This window comes from Segatella copri, from assembly GCF_949820605.1.
GTDB lineage: Bacteria > Bacteroidota > Bacteroidia > Bacteroidales > Bacteroidaceae > Prevotella.
In genome coordinates this window covers 1,685,484-1,702,064 of sequence record NZ_CATKVU010000006.1, presented here as the reverse complement: position 1 = coordinate 1,702,064, position 16,581 = coordinate 1,685,484, and the positions used below count along the sequence as shown (strand labels likewise).

At 46.1% G+C, this 16,581-nt stretch carries 13 protein-coding genes; all 13 read right to left on the bottom strand.

Annotated features, from left to right (window positions below; translation table 11 throughout):
• Positions 1 to 24 precede the first annotated feature (24 nt).
• A complete protein-coding gene (locus tag RCO84_RS08350; RefSeq protein WP_317584712.1) occupies positions 25 to 1,452 on the bottom strand; it encodes a glucosaminidase domain-containing protein in 1,428 nt (475 codons plus the stop codon).
• 46 nt (positions 1,453 to 1,498) lie between these two features.
• Positions 1,499 to 6,538 (bottom strand): ArdC family protein, encoded by a 5,040-nt coding sequence (locus RCO84_RS08345; RefSeq protein ID WP_317584710.1) that lies wholly within the window; start codon positions 6,536 to 6,538, stop codon positions 1,499 to 1,501.
• A 323-nt stretch (positions 6,539 to 6,861) separates the two neighbouring features.
• A complete protein-coding gene (locus tag RCO84_RS08340; protein WP_317584708.1) occupies positions 6,862 to 8,919 on the bottom strand; it encodes a hypothetical protein in 2,058 nt (685 codons plus the stop codon).
• A gap of 12 nt (positions 8,920 to 8,931) precedes the next feature.
• On the bottom strand, positions 8,932 to 9,219 hold the full coding sequence (locus RCO84_RS08335; RefSeq protein ID WP_373690120.1) for a hypothetical protein: 288 nt from the start codon (positions 9,217 to 9,219) through the stop codon (positions 8,932 to 8,934).
• Positions 9,216 to 10,043, bottom strand: a complete 828-nt coding sequence (locus tag RCO84_RS08330) for a M23 family metallopeptidase (RefSeq protein ID WP_317584707.1) — start codon at positions 10,041 to 10,043, stop codon at positions 9,216 to 9,218. The genes RCO84_RS08335 and RCO84_RS08330 overlap by 4 nt, the downstream gene beginning before the upstream one ends.
• 64 nt (positions 10,044 to 10,107) lie before the next feature.
• A complete protein-coding gene (locus RCO84_RS08325) occupies positions 10,108 to 11,061 on the bottom strand; it encodes a hypothetical protein (protein ID WP_317584705.1) in 954 nt (317 codons plus the stop codon).
• Between the two features lie 17 nt (positions 11,062 to 11,078).
• Positions 11,079 to 11,747 carry a DUF1566 domain-containing protein gene (locus tag RCO84_RS08320; protein ID WP_147487236.1) on the bottom strand — a complete coding sequence of 223 codons (669 nt, stop codon included), beginning with the start codon at positions 11,745 to 11,747 and terminating at the stop codon, positions 11,079 to 11,081.
• 16 nt (positions 11,748 to 11,763) lie between these two features.
• Entirely contained in the window at positions 11,764 to 12,264 is a 501-nt protein-coding gene (locus RCO84_RS08315; RefSeq protein WP_118312258.1) for a hypothetical protein, read from the bottom strand.
• Between the two features lie 10 nt (positions 12,265 to 12,274).
• The gene (gene traN, locus RCO84_RS08310; RefSeq protein WP_117586835.1) at positions 12,275 to 13,126 is read right to left on the bottom strand and encodes a conjugative transposon protein TraN; all 852 of its coding nucleotides are present in this window, start codon (positions 13,124 to 13,126) and stop codon (positions 12,275 to 12,277) included.
• Positions 13,127 to 13,136: 10 nt separating this feature from the next.
• Positions 13,137 to 14,435 (bottom strand): conjugative transposon protein TraM, encoded by a 1,299-nt coding sequence (gene traM / locus RCO84_RS08305; protein WP_317584703.1) that lies wholly within the window; start codon positions 14,433 to 14,435, stop codon positions 13,137 to 13,139.
• Between the two features lie 2 nt (positions 14,436 to 14,437).
• On the bottom strand, positions 14,438 to 14,770 hold the full coding sequence (locus RCO84_RS08300; RefSeq protein ID WP_117586836.1) for a hypothetical protein: 333 nt from the start codon (positions 14,768 to 14,770) through the stop codon (positions 14,438 to 14,440).
• An 11-nt stretch (positions 14,771 to 14,781) separates the two neighbouring features.
• Positions 14,782 to 15,399 (bottom strand): conjugative transposon protein TraK, encoded by a 618-nt coding sequence (traK, locus tag RCO84_RS08295; RefSeq protein ID WP_153118396.1) that lies wholly within the window; start codon positions 15,397 to 15,399, stop codon positions 14,782 to 14,784.
• Positions 15,400 to 15,422: 23 nt separating this feature from the next.
• Complete coding sequence (locus RCO84_RS08290; protein WP_373690149.1) at positions 15,423 to 16,541, bottom strand: hypothetical protein; 1,119 nt, start codon at positions 16,539 to 16,541, stop codon at positions 15,423 to 15,425.
• Positions 16,542 to 16,581: the final 40 nt, after the last annotated feature.

Genomic DNA, 16,581 nt, shown 5'->3' with positions numbered 1-16,581 from the left:
ATAAGTATATAATTATTTCTTTATTTATGCAAGGCGTTGGCCTTGTTGCTGCTGTTGTTCTGGTGATTCCGCATCAAACTGCATGGATGCCGTTGCCTGTGCCTTTTCTACATCCTGACGAGTCATCTTTACCAGATTGCTGTTTCCCTCGTCTGGCGATTGCTGTTTAAGCTGACTTTGTGCTTCGTCCTCAGCTTCTATCTCCTCGCTGCTTCTCAACTGCATGGCTACTGTAAGGGCGGCAGAGAACAGACTTCCTATAAGTGAAGAGATTGGGTCTCTTCCAGAAAGGTCTTCTCCGTTGTTGCTCATTAGCAATGACAGCCATTTTGTGGGGTCGTTACTGTTGGTGATGGATGCCAGAAGTGCTTGTGTCGGGTCTGACGCTTGTTGCTGATAGGATGGGGCTTCGCCTCCTGCAAACTGCATCTGGCTGCGGTAAGCGGCTAACGCATCGTTTCCATTCTTATCCAAAGCTGTCGCTTGATTACTTCTAACCTCCATTTCTGCAAGGTATAGCTTAGGGTCAAACTTCTCCCAATTTCCATTGGCATTGAGGTATTTTGTCTCAAAATGTAAGTGTGGCCCTGAAGAGCGGCCTGTGTTGCCTGAGACTCCTATTTGATGCCTTGCATTTACTATGTCGCCTGGTTTTACGCCAATTTGATTGAGATGCATATAGGTGGTCTGGATTTTTGTTCCATCTTGCCTGTCATACTCGATTACTACATAGTTTCCTGCTCCCTTGTCTTGTTTGCCAACGGTAACAACCTTTCCATTGTCTTCGGTTGCATATACAGGATAGTTTTTCCCTTGCGTGGAGAGGTCCAGCCCTCCATGCTTATGCCCTGGTCTCTGTACTCCAAACTCAGAACTGAGTTTTACGACAGATAAATCAATAGGCAAACCCCAATTGCCTTGCAAGGGTGTTAGGGTTATAACAGAGGTCGTTGACGACTGACCTCTAGCATATCCTGTTACCAATCCTTGGCTTTGGGCTTGCTGAATGCCTATCTGGTCATATTTTCCTAGCCCATACTTGTTAATCTCGGATATGAGCTTGGAAGCATAGTCTGGATCTGTGGCGTAGCCGCCAGCCTTGATGCCGTTTGCCCAAGAAACATAATCGGTGGGCGAATAGTTCTGGCAGTGGCTGTAGCGGAATTTCATCAAGACCTTGGAGTGGTCTTCGATGCTTTCCATCACATTGTTGTATCTGCGGAACTTCTCGTTTGGACGGTCATCGCTGTAATAGTCGTAGGCTCCAGTCCAACTGCTGCCAACCTTTACACCGAAGAAGTTGTTGCTCCTTCTTGCAGGGGTAGATGTGCCAAAGCCGCTTTCCAAACCCATCTGTGCCAAGGTGATGGAAGCTGGAATGCCATATCTCTTCTGTTGCTCGATGGCTACCTGGGCATACTGGTTGTAAAACGCTTGCTTGTCTAATGCCATTTATGATAGTTTTATGAGGGCGCACCTTTGGATGCACCCTCGTGTATTACATATGTAGGCCTGTTCTGTGAGTTTCCGTAACAGTTTCCTGTACCTTGTTCTCAGGGGCGGGCTTTTCCTTAATCTCTACTTTCTCTGATTCGCTAACAGCCTGTTGAGATTGCTCTCCTTCCATGCCTCTTTTCAGCATAGGCTCGAAGATGACAGCGGCCAAAGCCCTCTTGTAGGCTCCCATATCTTCGGCAAGCCACATCTTTTGCCATTGTTGCTTGTTGATAGGAGCTTGTACACGCTGCCCATTGATGGTGGCAAAGATGAGCTTCTGCTTGGCATCCTGTGCGCTCGATGTGATGGAAGGACGCTCTATGAGCTTCATATCCACATCAACCTTCTTAGGGGTGATAAGGTCTAGCTTGGTGTCAGGATGCTTGGTGGCCATCTCGTAATATCTTTGTGCCAGGGCATTGTGGACTATTGCCTGTTTGTCCGTCTTGATTACGTTGTAGAACGTGTTCAAGTGCTCCTTGGCAGGATATACAGAGAAAGAAGGCTCGTTCTCTGGCTTGATGAAGAAGGCATATCTGCCGTTGTCATCCTTGATGGCTTGGAAGTTCTTGATGATTACTTCTTTCTTTGGGGCGGCTTGTTTCTCTACATCAAGTGTATGATGGAGAACCAACTCATACTGCTTCAAGTTGTTGAGCGTGACTTCCTTCCCTTGGAAATAGGAGTTTGGCTTATTCAACCCAAGTGAACCACCGGCATTATAGAACCTCACATCGTCAATGCCTTCTTTCTTCAAGGCAATGGTGATTCTGTCCTTTCTCATGCCAGGAACCTCGTTGTTCACTTCCAAGGATGCTCCTGCAGGAAGAATGACATCTGCTTCTTTTCGCAAGATGTCTTTTACCACTACTATTTCCTTGGTCTCTATGTTTGGCAGCTTGGCCAAGTCTTGGGAGATGGAATATTTTGATGGATTCTCCATCGTCTTTCCTGGAAGCTGTCCACGGATGGCCTCGTAGTCAACCTTTCGCTTTGCCACAAGGTTGTCGATGGTCTCTACAGCATTGTTCACATCTCTTTCTACTATTCCCAAGAGTTTTGGATTTTCCTTTATCTCTCGTTCCCAATAAGGAATAAGTTTCTCATTCTCCTTTGAGAGAATGGCTGGAAGTCCCTGGCGAGCCATCATAACTCCTGCTGCAAGTTCTCTCACCAGCTGCTCATGCTTGGCATCGTCCTCTGGGAGGAGATTGTTTCTGCCCGAACGGTCAAGACGGTTCTCTGTACCTGTGGCTGCAACAACGGCTCTGTAGATGTCGTTTGCTTTGTAAAGGGCAGCCATCTTTTCGTTTCCAACTTCGCCTTTCATGCCGCTTACGACAATCTTGTCTTCCTTGGAATCGTATTTGGCATCTTGCAAAACCATCACTCGCTCATATTGCATACCGCTTTGCTTGGACACTTCCTTGGCAGTGGCGTATGCTTTGTTCAGTATTGCCTTTGCGTCGAAGCCTTGGCTGACGGTCTTCTTTGATTCCAACTGGTCGCAGATGGCTACTCGTTCTCCTGCTCGGATGAGTTTTGGAAGGTAGGTGTCAAGTGCTTGATGTGGAAATCCTGCAAGATGGAAGTCTTTACTTCCATTCATCTTGGTCAAGGTGATTCCCAACACTTCCGAACCTCGCTTGGCATCCTGCTTGTACATCTCATAGAAATCGCCAATGCGGAACAATAGAAGTGCATCGGGATGCTTGCCCTTCAACTCTTTCCATTGTTTCATAATAGAAGAGTATTTCCCTTTTTGCTCTTTCTCGTTTTGTGAAAGCTGCGATCCCTTGGTCTTCAGAAGTTCCACGTAAGCGTCATGGTTGTTGGCGTTCATGGTGGTTTGCTCCACATTGTAGATGTTCTGCACAACTCGTGTGGCATGTTTGGTATAGAAAGACTTCTCGTCATCAGGAAGTTTGTCAAACTGCTTGCTGGTGATGACTTCGTCCTTATCCATGGCGTTCTGATACCCCCAACTAGTCCAATGGAACTCCATGCCTTTCTCGTTCTGCTTCACTGGCATGTTATTCTCCTTGGCAGGATTATAATATGTATAGACATTCGTCTTATACTTGTTGGCATCCGAATTGAGGTTCATCATAATGTTGTTGTAGGCCGTGATAGGGGTGTGGGTGTTGATGAACTCTGCATTACCTTTCTGGGATTTGTTCATCCAAATTCCCTCATTCTGCTTGGCAGCAGATAATGCTCCAACGAGAAGGGCTGCATGGGTAAGGGCTTTGGCTGTCGCCTCGCTGGCCTCTTTTGATTCCTCTTTTTTCTCTTGTTGCTCTTTCTTCTCTTCTGCTGCGGCTTGATTTGCCTTGTCCTTTTCCTGCTTGTCTTTCTCGGCTTCTTGCTTATGGTGTTCCTTGTGAACCTCTTCTTTCACAATGGATGAAGCCTTTTTCTCTGCTTCTTCCATAGGAACACCTGTGGATGCTATCTGTTTGGCCTTACCTACGACATCTGTCTGGATATAGCTGTCTTCACGAGGAGTTTTCTTTTCCTCGCTCGCCTTTTTTGCTTGATATTCAGTTGACAACTCTTTGTATATGGCAGACATGTTTTCTGCCTTGCTGAGAGCAAAGTCGTAATCGTGGACATAAGTTTCTATGAAAGAACCATCATTTAACTTTTCTCCTACTATGACTTTGTTGTCGCTAGCGTCATAGTGGTAATCTAGAACCTTCCCATTCGGCATGGTGAATTGAGGTGTCAAGTCTTCTCGAAAGCTCTTGGCTACAGCCTTTGCCTCTGGGGATGGAATCTCTACTAAAGGCTTTACGCCTTTTTCCAAGCCCATCTGCTGGTCTATGAACTTCACTGCATAGCTCGGTGTATCTGGCATACCGTAACGCTCGATGGCCTCTCGGATGTCATTCTCACTGTACTTTCTCAACAAGTTGTAGGTTCCACCTACTGAATTGTTATATACAACAGCATAGTTCTCATCATCAATGAGAACATCATCACCATAGCCTGGTGTCATGCTGGTCTCTACATGCTCCAAGTCCATGCTGTCACCTTGATCATATTCTTTCGCCAGGGCAAGGATGCCTTCATAGTCCTCGGCATCCTTTAGTTTGTCAAACTCGGCGGTCTCGGATTCCATCTGAAAGTAGTTGTAGGACGAGAAATATTTCTTCTCATCCTTTGGGTCAAGCTGTATGGTCTGACCTTGCTCCTGGTAGTCATTTCGAGAAAGAACCTTGTTCATATTTTCTTTTTCCATGAGAAATTCTTTTCCAAATTTTTCCTCGATGTTGTTATGGTAGGAGGTTACCACCTCCTCGGCTTGTTTGATTCGATGAACAATTTGGCGTTTTGTGCCATTGTCCACAACATCGGGATATAATGCGTTGATGTTTGAATACGCTGCCTCTATGTTGTAGAGGCTTCTGCCTTCCTTGTGGCTATAGCGGAGGTTAGGCAAGAAGTCTGCTCCTGCTTCTATGATTTCCTTGTTGGATGCTTGATTTATCCAAGCTCCTACATTGGGATTCCCCTTGTAATAGTCTCGTAGCTCGGGAAGAGTCTTCACAGACAAAACTGTATGCTCACTGTTGGGAGTGGAAGTTATAGTTTCCATCAATGAAGTGAAGTAGTCCTTTCCTTGTGAAAGGATTTCAGTCTTTGTCTCTTTTTCCTGGAATTGCTTCATGTTTGAAAGCTCTTCCCACACATAGCCTAAGTTCTGGTTTATGCCCTGGCTGTGGTCATAGTTAGTGCAGTGAACTTTTTCCTCACCTTCTGATGTTTTATATGCAACTTCAAGAGTGTCTTTCTCTTTGTTGTAGTCAACGGTGAGAATGTCGCCAGAGGGCATTGTAATCTTGTTGTTGACGGAAGGCCATACCTTGGCTATGACCTCTTTCTTAGCATCTTCCTCCTTCAGGTCTTGAAGTTGTTGCTCATTCTTGTTTTTTTCTTCCACACCATCAAGAGAACCATCCAACAGGGCCTTTTCTCCTAATTTTCGGCGTTGCTCGTCGATGTGTTCTAAAACCATCTTGGATGATTTGTTCACATCTGACATCACCGACTTCAAGAACTTCGGGTCTTTCTTCAACGAACCTATCCAATTTTGGAGATAAGCTATGTTGTTCTCTCGTATTCTGCTATCAAAACCCATGGCATTGCCTATGAGGGCTGATGTAAGCTCCGCAACAAGTTCTTCCTTGGCGTATTGGTCTGAGCCAAATTGGTCTATCTTTACGATGCCATCACGGCCAAGGCGTGACTCGTGACCTGTGGAGTGAGCCATTTCATGAATGGTGGTGCCGTAAAACTCCATTCCGTCCTTGAAAACATCCTCTGGGGTATTGCTGATATTGAACTGCTTTTTGGAAGGAACTACTATCTGGTCTCTTTTGGGACTATAGAAAGCGGATTCATTGAACTTCTCGTATTCTATAGGACACACCCAAGACTGTTCTTTCAGGAGGTTGTCGAAGGCCTCGTTCTTGTACATTCCTACCTCGTCCTTGATAGGCTCTGACTTGAAACGCTTCAAGATGGCATCGTATTTTTCTTTGTTGACCTCTTCCAGGTTGGTTTGGTCTATGTTCCATTCGTTATATACCTTCAGATAAGGGCGAACGGTGCATTCGGCTTGCTCCTCCTTTGTCATGTTACGATAGTCGCTTTCTGACAGTTTCTTGCCGTCCTTGTCCTTGATTCGCAAGTCCCACTTGAAGATAGGAATACTGTGCTCGCCTTTCTTGATCATGGCTCCTGCATCCCTTATCTGTTTGATGGTAAGGTAAACTGGCATTCTGTAATGCTCCATCGTGGTGTGGATTTGGCACAGGAAAGCATTGCTGCCTGTATAAGGGCGACCCACGAGATTCTGAGGCAAGCCGAACTGGGCTGTGCGCCCATCCGTCCAACCTTTCTTCCATTTGCTTTCCTTCATTTGCTCCATTCTTGCGATGAGCATGTCGGAGAACTTCTGAAGGGCGTTGTCTATTCGGTCAACTTTTCCTTCCTGCTGCTCCGAGGCTTGTTGAGATGATTCTTTTTTTGCCATTGTATTTTTTATTTATTGGGTTGTTTTTTATTTCCAATGGCAAAGTAACTGATTAAATACAAGATAGGTGGTATAAAAACGATATACCTTTTTATTTAACATATTCTTTTTTAAGGACTATCGTGTAAATGATTATAAATGAGGCTGCTCGCCCCCTTTAACCCCTCGGTGTTAATGCAAGGGTATAGATTATTGAGGTAGATGTAAAACAAAAGCGATACTCCGACTTGGAAATACCGCTCTAACTTAATGACAAACTAAAACCTCCCGATTCTCTCGAACCAGAAGGTATTTCTAAAATTAATATAACTGGCACTTAACACCTATTTAATACCCATTGATTGGATTGTTGTTTCTTCTTGGCTCATATGCTGCTCATAATTCTGCGATGCCAATGCCTTGTTCTCATCATACTTGCGAAGGACAGCATTCGCCAATGTGTTGATAGGGATGGCTCCCTTGTTGTAAGCGTCTGCAGCATCTCTTGATATGTTGATGACGCTAGGCACGCCGTCGACAGTGGCTATCATACTGCTTCCCTTCATCGCTGGATTCACTATTCTTGAATTCAAAGGCTCGTCAGGATAAACCTTGTAGGTCTTTGACACATTGTTGCTCTTTGCTAAACCATCGCTGATGGCTGCATGACCTGCTTTATTCAAGATGTTTGCACCGCCAAATCCTATGAGCAGCAGCTTCAGGAGAGGACTCTTTACGAACATTCCTCCCACTATGGCAGCCAATGGCATCAGGTTGTCCTGAAGCTTTAGGTTTGGAGTCTTTCCTGTGAACATTCCTATAATCATATCAGGAAGCATGGCCAATACATAGCCTAGATTCTTGCCGATGTCCCCAAATCCATTAAGGCCTAAGCTTTCAAAGGCGTTGCCCCAGCCACCAATGTTCGGATTTTGCGCAGTATTCTGTGTTGTACCGTTTGCTTCTGTTCCCATTACGCCGTTTTGCGCATAAGGTCCCGAAGCGTAAGGGGATGCCGTTGGGGTTGCCTGGGGAGAGGAAGTTGGATGCTTACGAATTGATGACTTGCCAGGATTGTTTATCTGGTCATTGAGCGCAGACATGTTTTTGTCCCATGTCCCCTTTTGGGCATGAGCTGCATTCTTGGAGGATCGTTGCTCTACGGCAACTGCTGCCCTTGCATAGTCATAGGCTCGTTGACTCACTTCCTTCAAGGTCATCTTCTTGCCTCCAAACATCCTTACTTGTTTTTGCTCTCTAGACATTTCCATGGCACAGGCGTAGAAAGAGGATGCCAACGCCCTGTTTTGCTTGCTGCTGTTGCTCAACATCCAAGCTGGAACTTTGCTGTTTCCGTTGAATGGCACACACTGTTTGGAGAGATTGTTCTTGATGGTGGAGAGAAGCTTTTGGGAATTACCCTTGTGTTCCGCCAATAGGGCGTTGCTTTCTTTCTTTATGGTTAAAGATGTGTTTGGGGGTGGCAACTTTATCTTTTTTGCAAGTCCACTATTGATGTTCATCATCAATTCCGTGCCATTCTTTTTGTATCTCTTTGCTCCGGCCTGTATTTTTGCAGAAGCATTCTCGTCACCAAAGATGGTACGGTTATCCTTCTTCTCTTCATCCTCAGTTCCCCATAGCTTGCCATAAATATGGAGACCTCCTTGGCAAATCTTGTCGGTTAACCACCAACCTGCAGCTTTTTGACTTACCTTTACCACACCCTTGGCTACGGAAGAAGTTGCCTTTCCTACACCTCCTGGGGTGAGTGCTGCATCTATTCCGTAACCAGCAATCGTTCCTGCTGTTTTTGAAACAACGGATGGATTGTAATATTTTTCCGCTTGTTCATCAACCTTTTGCCCAATGGCTCCTTTCTTTAGGCTACCAAAGTCGCCCATGCCAAGAATGCTCTCCGAAAAGGCTTTCTTGGCTATGTAAGTTGCGGTGTTGGCAGGAACCTGCTCCCTAGCTAATTGTTCCACCATCAATTTTTGAAGGCGATTGGCGCAGTAGTTGTTGGCGTAGTTTTCCAACGCCTTGGAGTCTCTACCGCCATTTTTCGCAACAAGGCTTTCATAGAAAGATGTAACGAAAACGCTGTAGTCTTTCACTATCTTGGGGTCTTTGAACCAACGTTCAGAAGTCCTTGCAGCCAACTCGTCGAGCGACTTCTTGGTAAGTTGCTCTGCATCGTTCAACTTGGTGAACGAATTTGAAGCGGCACCAAAGTTAGGCAGTCTCTGAAGAGATTCATTAAGTTTTATGGCAGCGTTCTTCTGCTCTTGAAGGATTTTCTTTCGCTCCTGAAGAAGAGTGGCTGCCATATACTTGCTATAGTATTGCTGAAGACAATAGTCTATTTGGGATAAATCCTGTAAATTATTACCTTTTGCCATATTGTTTGTTGTTTACATTCCAAGAAGTTGACTGCGTGCCTGACTGATGGCCTTATGATATACCGCCATTTGCTTAGGGTAGAAACGTGACAGCCATTCATCCATGGACATCTCGTCATTGAAGAACTTCATGGCGAGTTGTCTGGTTATCTCGATGGCATTCTCGCCTTTTTCCCTTCCGTTAAACCAAGCTTTTGTCCAACAACGGATTCCTTGGTTGTCATAGTAAACGGAGGCGGTGCGTTCAACATCGTAGCTTTGTATGTCTATCTCAAGGTCTTTCAAAGGATCGGCGGTCAATCCGTCTTCTGAAGCTTGTGAAAGAAGTTTTTTTTTTCATTTTCGTCCCATGTCTCAGGATATATGTTGTGGTTCAGTGCCAGATAGCTGAGAAAATCATGGATAAGGATATCCTGAATTTTCTCGGCTAGGGGAACACTTCTTTCTGATAATCCGAGAGGGTTGGCTACGGATGGTATGCTCTCAAAGAAATAATTCTTGGAGGCTGCCTGGGCAAAGATGTTGCGCAGGGATGATTCTGCCCTTGGAGGAGGATTGTAAGCCCTGTTCCTTAAGTCGTTCATGTAGCTTGGAAGCCATCTGAGCATGAGCATCAAGATGGAAACATAGTCCTTGTCGAAACTGTTTTTTATGTTTTTTGTTCCCAAGGATTCTTCAGTAGGCTGTTTTTGGATTCCCATGGCGGCGAGTTGCTGGATGTTAGCCCATATCATGGAAAGAAAAACCATCGGGTCAATGTCTTGTCCATTGAATCGTATGCCGACATGAAGGAAATCGCCACTTTTGGCAATTTTATCACCTGCGGAAACGCTTTCACCATATCCTGTATATGCTTCTGCTAGATGCCCATAAGTAACTTCGTACTTCCCATATTTGGCTACGATGTAATTGTCATGAAGCGCATCGTTTCCTGCGCCAACAATCATACCAGAGGCTACTGCGTACAAATCTCTGTTCTTAATGGCGAAGTCAACACCTAGATGGTTAAATTCCTCGCCTGTCATGGGGTGACGCTGTTTGCCATATCCTAGTGTGGTTGGAAGCTCTTCTTTCTCCTCCAAGGCGAATGGCATCATGTAACCACTTCCGGATTCGAGGAGCATATCTTTAAAATTTTCTTTCATCTTATCTGTGATTTTTAATAGGAGATAGCTCTCCTGTATCTAATTATAGTCTTCTCATGCGAACAACAGTGTTCTCTTCTTCAACAGGCATCTCTGCTGTCTGAAGAGGTATTTGTTCGGTAACGTTCGCACGTGATTGCTGTTGTTGCTGATTTTGGTGTTGAGAAGCTGCCTGTTTTCCGTTTATGTTGTGTAAGGTCATTCCTCCCAGCAACAAACTGGCGGCTTTTCCCATCCAACCAAATCTACCGAACATCATATAGGCAGAAAGCAACAAACTGGCAATGTTCATCTTGCTCACGTTTCCACCGGACACTTGGCTTACTGCATTGTTGATGCCGTTCATCAAGGCATTCATTGAACCACCGCCTTGTTGATTGGTCATCTGCATCTGTGCCATGGATGGATAGGATTGCGCTGTTGGATCGTAATAGCCACCGTTGCCATTGGAAACCATGCCGTTGCCGGAAAAGAAATTTCCAGCAAACTGCTTTCCGTCTTGGTACAGGCCGATTGCTTCATTGCCTATTCCTGCCACCCCGTTTTTAAGATTATGGTAGAGCTCCTGCCCCTCGTCAATGGTGGCTCCTCCTGCTCTTTTGATTGAATCATAGGAACCTTCGCCAAAAAGAACGTTGACTGCTTTCTCCGAGATTGACTTTTCGTTTCCGTAAGCATCCTTTTGGTCGCCGAATGCTAATCTTGATGCTGTGTCAACAAGTCCTTTTTCCTTGGAGTCATCCCCCAGTAACTTTTCTTTCGCAAAAGTTAATGCGCCTTTGTTGTAACCGAAATAGGGGAGGGACACAGCACCTGCTACAAGGGAGGTCTTAGGATGCTTGGCGATGAACTCTGCTGTTCCTTTTACTGCGTGCGCTCCTGTTTTTACCGCACTCTTCACATAAGGGGCTGCTACCTTTGCTCCTGTAAGAATATGTGGGGCAGCGGTCTTGGCTCCTTTTAAGGCTGTTTCCAACAATGTTTTCCAATTTGCCATAATTTTGTGTTTGAAGATTAATATTCTGGATAATTCATCTCAATGATGGCTCTGACCTTATGGCTCTCTGCCTTTGGTGTTGGCATGATGCCACCATTCACTGCGCTGCATAGCCAGGCTTGTGTGCCTGGGTTCTCCTGTACTTCCGTAGAAGTCCAATACCAACAGTCTGCATCCAAGCTGATAGGTTGTCCTCCGCATCTCTTTATGATGGGATTGATGGTCTTGGCTGCACTTTGCAGCAATCGTTGTTCTGCCACGCTTGGGATGTGGTCGCTTTGCCCATACTCGTGGAAGTTCATCATCCTCATGGCTATCGGAGAGCCATGGCCAGTTTCATTGTCATAGCTTTGATACATGGCAACGGTATTGGAGAAGCCGTCGAACTTGGTGATGTCACCGCTCGTTCCGTTCTCCATTCCTATGGAGTCACAGAACATGCCGCTTGTTTCCTCCAGGTTTACCGCCAACACAGGATGATCTTTCGTCTTTTCGGCAAAGACTACTCCCACGGCTTTGCGCTTGCTTTGGTTGAAATAGGTTGCCGTGTCCATGCAGGTATGGTCATCGCAAAGGACATATCCTATATGCAAGTCCGGGTCGTATGGCTCATGATTGTCGCAGGAGGTCATGAAGGATGCCATCATAAGCATCCCCATGACAAAAGTTGTTATCTTTGTTTTCATTTTACACCTTATTATATTATAGGGGAACTTTCACGCCAAAGGATGCTCCTGTTCTGAACGTGTCCTTTCCTCTGATTACTACATCTTCCTTCACCTGGAAGAACAGGCTCCAACCGTTGTAGAGGTTATAGGTATGCTCGTAACCTACATGTCCTGCGGTTATCACTTTGTCCAGGTCGCTGCCACAGCTAACACCTATTCTTACACTTCCGTGGTGGTTTCTGCCTCTTGTAACACATGGCTTGTAGGCTGCACCCACAGTCCATGTGTTATAGTTGTGCCAGAAGGAGTCGCTTGTGACATGTCCTGCCTCCTCGTCTTTCTTGTATTTCAAGTAGGCTGTGGCGAAATATTCCCAGGCGTTGTGATACTCGGTTTCGTGCTCGTAGGCGAGGGTGGCCTCTACTCCTTGCGGATAGCTGCCGCCAACGCCTACCATGATATGGTTGCCGTGACTCTGGGCGAATGCGCTTGCTGTCAGTAGTATGGCGAATATCGTTGAAAGTATTCTTCTCATATCTGTCTTTTTATTGTTCACGTAAAAGAAGGGTGTCGAAGGCATCGGCGGCCAACACATCCTCGTAATCGAGGTTCATGGAGATTGTTCTTCCGGAAATCTGCTTTTCGCTGAGTTCGATGGATAGTACCTTGTCGTTAGGAAAAGTCATTTTCTTCAGAACAATGATGTTTCTGTAGCCTTTCTTGAATCTTACGGAACGATCCAATACCAGGGCAGGCTTCAGCTCGATGGTCTGCACATTGGTGGCTTTCTGCTGCTTCTTGTCCTGCAGCTTTACCCTTAGCTCGTCGATATCAAACGGAAGGTTGGTCTTGTTGTCCACGGAGAAGTCTATGAAGAAGTATTCTCCTACCACATAGATGTTGTTCAGACGCATGGTCATCTTGTTCTGGGTGGTGAATGTGCTTCTATATCGGGCAGGGGAGTTCCACACCTTCATGGCGTAACTCACCATGTCCACCGTTGACATGCTTACATCTGGGTTATGGAAGGCATTGCGCTCCACTAGCTCAACTTCCTTGTCAGTCACAGCCTCTTCCAGCTTGCTTGTGTATATCAAGGCATATTGCACTCGATAGCGTTCTGTGATGATGGTGACAACTCCCATCACCTCGCCGTCTTTGTGGTTGCCTGTCTTTGGCTTCAAGCGGATTACATTCTCCAATGGCTTGTCGCCAGCGATGCTGTCTGTGGATATATCTACCAAGCGAATAGGCTCTGATGCCGTGATGATGGATGAAACATTCTCGTTGATAGTGAGCTGCTCCATGTCGTTATATCCTTTCTGAGCGAATGCTCCAAGTGTGGCTCCTAAGCACACCGCAAGGAGTGATAGGAACTTCTTTCTTATTTCTTTCATTTCTATCTGATTAATAATTGTTTCTATTTCTGTTGCTTCTTTCCTTCTGACTGCCGTCAACAAGGTAAACTCGTGTGCCGTACTTCAGGCGGACACGGTTCTTCTTGGCTGCTGTTCCCAAGGCGTTCATCACTCGTTGTGAGGCATTTTGCGCTGCTTGGGTCGCCCATCCCTTGATGCCGCTGCTGCTGGTCGTGGTGTTGTCCATGATGTTGCCGCCTTGCATGGCACTGCTTGCGACTTCCTTGGTGGTTTCCCTGAAACTGCTCAGAGGTACATACAGGCCTTGCATGCCGTCCGTGTCATAGATGGATAGGCTTACCTTGATGATGTCATCGTCATAGAAGATGCTTTCTACCTTTCCTTGGACTCTTTGCTTGCCGAAGCCACTCATGGTGGCATATAGGTAGGTGCCTTTCTTGATGGTCTCGTCGCCTATCTCTATGTCATCCAACAGGCGGAGACGGACCCTGCTGCCGTCAACGGCCTTTACGTTCTCGTCGATGATGGCCATGATGAGCTTGTCTTTTTCCTTGTCCTTGCCTACGGTGTTGAAGTAGTCGGAGACTTCCTTGGTCTTCTTTGTCACCTTTTCTGGTTGCTCTCCATCTTGCTGTACGCCTCCTTGGTACTGATGGTTGCCGTTAGCGGTATTTGGAGCGTTGTAAGAATTGTCGGTGTCATTGTTCATGGTTCCAGGAATACCGCTGTTCGTGGTGTTTCCTGTTGTGGTTGAAGAGGAAAGGGAAGAGGACGAGTTTTCTTCATTGTCTGCCAGATAGTTGTCGCCACCTCCCAGGTTGCGGTTCATTTCTTCCCAGTTGCGTTGGCGACGGCGACGTTGCGCCTTGGCTATCTCGGAGCTGCTTATCGGGTCAACGAAGTCGTCATTGTTGGATTGGCTGCGATTTTGTCTCACTCGCTCTTGCATCTCTTGGAGCTTGCGCTTCTCCTCGGCTTGCTGTTGCTTGACCTTCTTGGCTTCCTCTTCGTTATACTTTGACTCGTAATCCTGTTTCTTGTTTACGGAGTCGTTGTCGTTCTCTACGTTTTGGACTCCCGAAAGGTCGGAAATCTTTCCGTATTCCCTTTGGGTGTTGTCCATTTTGTCGCCTAGGACGCTGTCGGTGTAGGCTTCCGGTAACTCGCTCGACAAATAGTCGGTGGTCTTCAGCTTGCTGTTGCCTGGCCCTGATGTTTCGACGTTGAATGTGTCTATCAAGAAGTAGCCTGTGAACAACAGCGGTATGTATATGATGGCTGGTATCATATACTTGGGCTGCTTGAAGTTGATTTTCTTTATATCCATCTTTATTGTGCTTTGTGTGAATTACGTTGCTCCTGAAGGGCTTTCTCTACTCGCTCCACTGCCGTGTGGCGTTTTTGCTCCTTGCTCGCATTGTAATATCTTATCATGTTGATGACATTCCAGGCGAACAGGGAGATTACCAAGCCGAACACGATGCCCAGAAAGGCCTTTCTGTGGTCGTTTGCCCATTCTTGGATTTTCAAAAACAGTATGTTGAGCTTGGTCTTCTCAGCGAACTTTTGCCCTGCTCTCACCTCTCGCTCGTATTGCTCTCGATACTGGGGATCGTTCTTGTCGGGCATCTTCTCGCCCATGAGTACTTTCTTTATGTCCATTGTTGCTTGATTTAATAGTCTGACTTCTTGGTTTCCTCCAAGTCTTGGTTCTTCAGTGTTCGCCAGTTGGTGATGAGGATTCCGTGAGGGTTGTTCTCTGTTCTCGGCACTCTTCTGAGCTTGCCGGCGGTTACTAACTGACGCATCAGGATGCTTGTCCTTCGCTCGATGCGCTGTCTGCCGTAGTAGGTGAAGGTGAGGGAATCGGTGTTGAGCTTGATGCTGTCACAATAGATACTGCAGATGGTGCTCGTACCTATTATATTATTATAGAAGCCTTTTTCCTTCAGGGCGTTGTACTGGGCTAGTCCTGTCTCGTCCACCAGATACATGGCTTTCTTCATGGTGTATTGGATATACTTGTCATCAGGTGCCAACGTGAAGAAGAACTGATGGAACATCTCGATGTCGCTCTTGGCTTCCACATCGAAGGTTTCTTCTTGGGTGGTCTGCTTCACCAGGATAGGAACGGTTCCGTCCAATACGTAAACTTTCTTGTGGGCTTCGTCCACCATGCCCTTGGCGATGATGATGCTGCCTAGGCTCACAATGACGCAGCCTACCAGAAATAGGCTGCTCACTATCATTACGAGCTTGATTTTATTCTCTAAATTCTTTAATACTGCCATATTGTTGTTTTTTTATCTATTCTTTATATTTTCATCACTGAAGCCGCACTTGCCTTCACTGAGGATGCTACTCCCTCGCCGAAGTTTCGGGTGGAGAATGCTGTGTCGCCCTCTGGTATCATCCACGCTGCCAAGTCTGGAACTAGGTTCAAGCACTTCAAGGCTACTACGGATGCTGCCAATAGGTAGCCGCAGGTCATGAAGGCGTTCTGGATGTAGGCAGCCATGGCTCCCTCGCCTTGGGTGATAGCAGTAAGGTTCTCTACTTGAACACTTAGTACGATGTCGAAAAGTAACAATACATAGAAACCAACGAAGTATAACATCGCTCCGTAGAAGTGTACCGTGAGATACCTCGTTATCCACTTAGCCCAGGCTCCTTCCCATTTTGGTAGGACGCTGAATGCCCATTGAATCGGTCCGAATATCGTGAGCATTCCTAACAGTATCTGCTGACAGAAAATCGTGCTCCACCAACCAATTCGGTAGATGACCAAGGCAAAGAACATGACAACTTTGTCCAGACCTATCATTAAACCTGCAAAGGTGGACTTTTGTGCAGCTTTCGAAACTTGTTTTTGCCCTTCGGTTGTAGCTTTGGTTCCTGTAGCGTCAGCACTAGCGGAAGCAGCAGCTTCCGTTTTCGTTCCATTTGCTGCCACATCAATATCTGCCTGCAAACTACCAGCAATAGAATCTCGTGCTTGGATAAGAGGCATAAGTTCATTGTATTTATCACTTACTTGTGTAGCTTCGGCTTCATATAAGTCATGTGTGTAGCTGCCTATGCAATTAGGAATGTAAGCCAAAGCGTCAAGGATGCAAGCGTTGCTGGCACCTTTGAATCCACTCATACTTGGTGGGTACCAAAAGCACATCACGATGGCAATGCCTAACACCTTCATTATCTTGAAGACATCTATAGGCTCATTCTTCACCATCATCTTGTAGGCCATGCCTCCAGCCACGATGATAGAGAACAATGCTCCCAAAGCCATGCTCATCTGCAAAATCCACCAAAAAGGACCTTGCGAACCGATAAAATCGCTGTTGCATAAAAACTCGTTTGTTTGAAAAACGACATTGTCTATGTCTTCCTCAAACAAATCAACACCTATGGTTTGCGAGAGGTCGCTAACCATGTCTTTTATTCCATCCATCGTACCACTACCGGATGAAGCA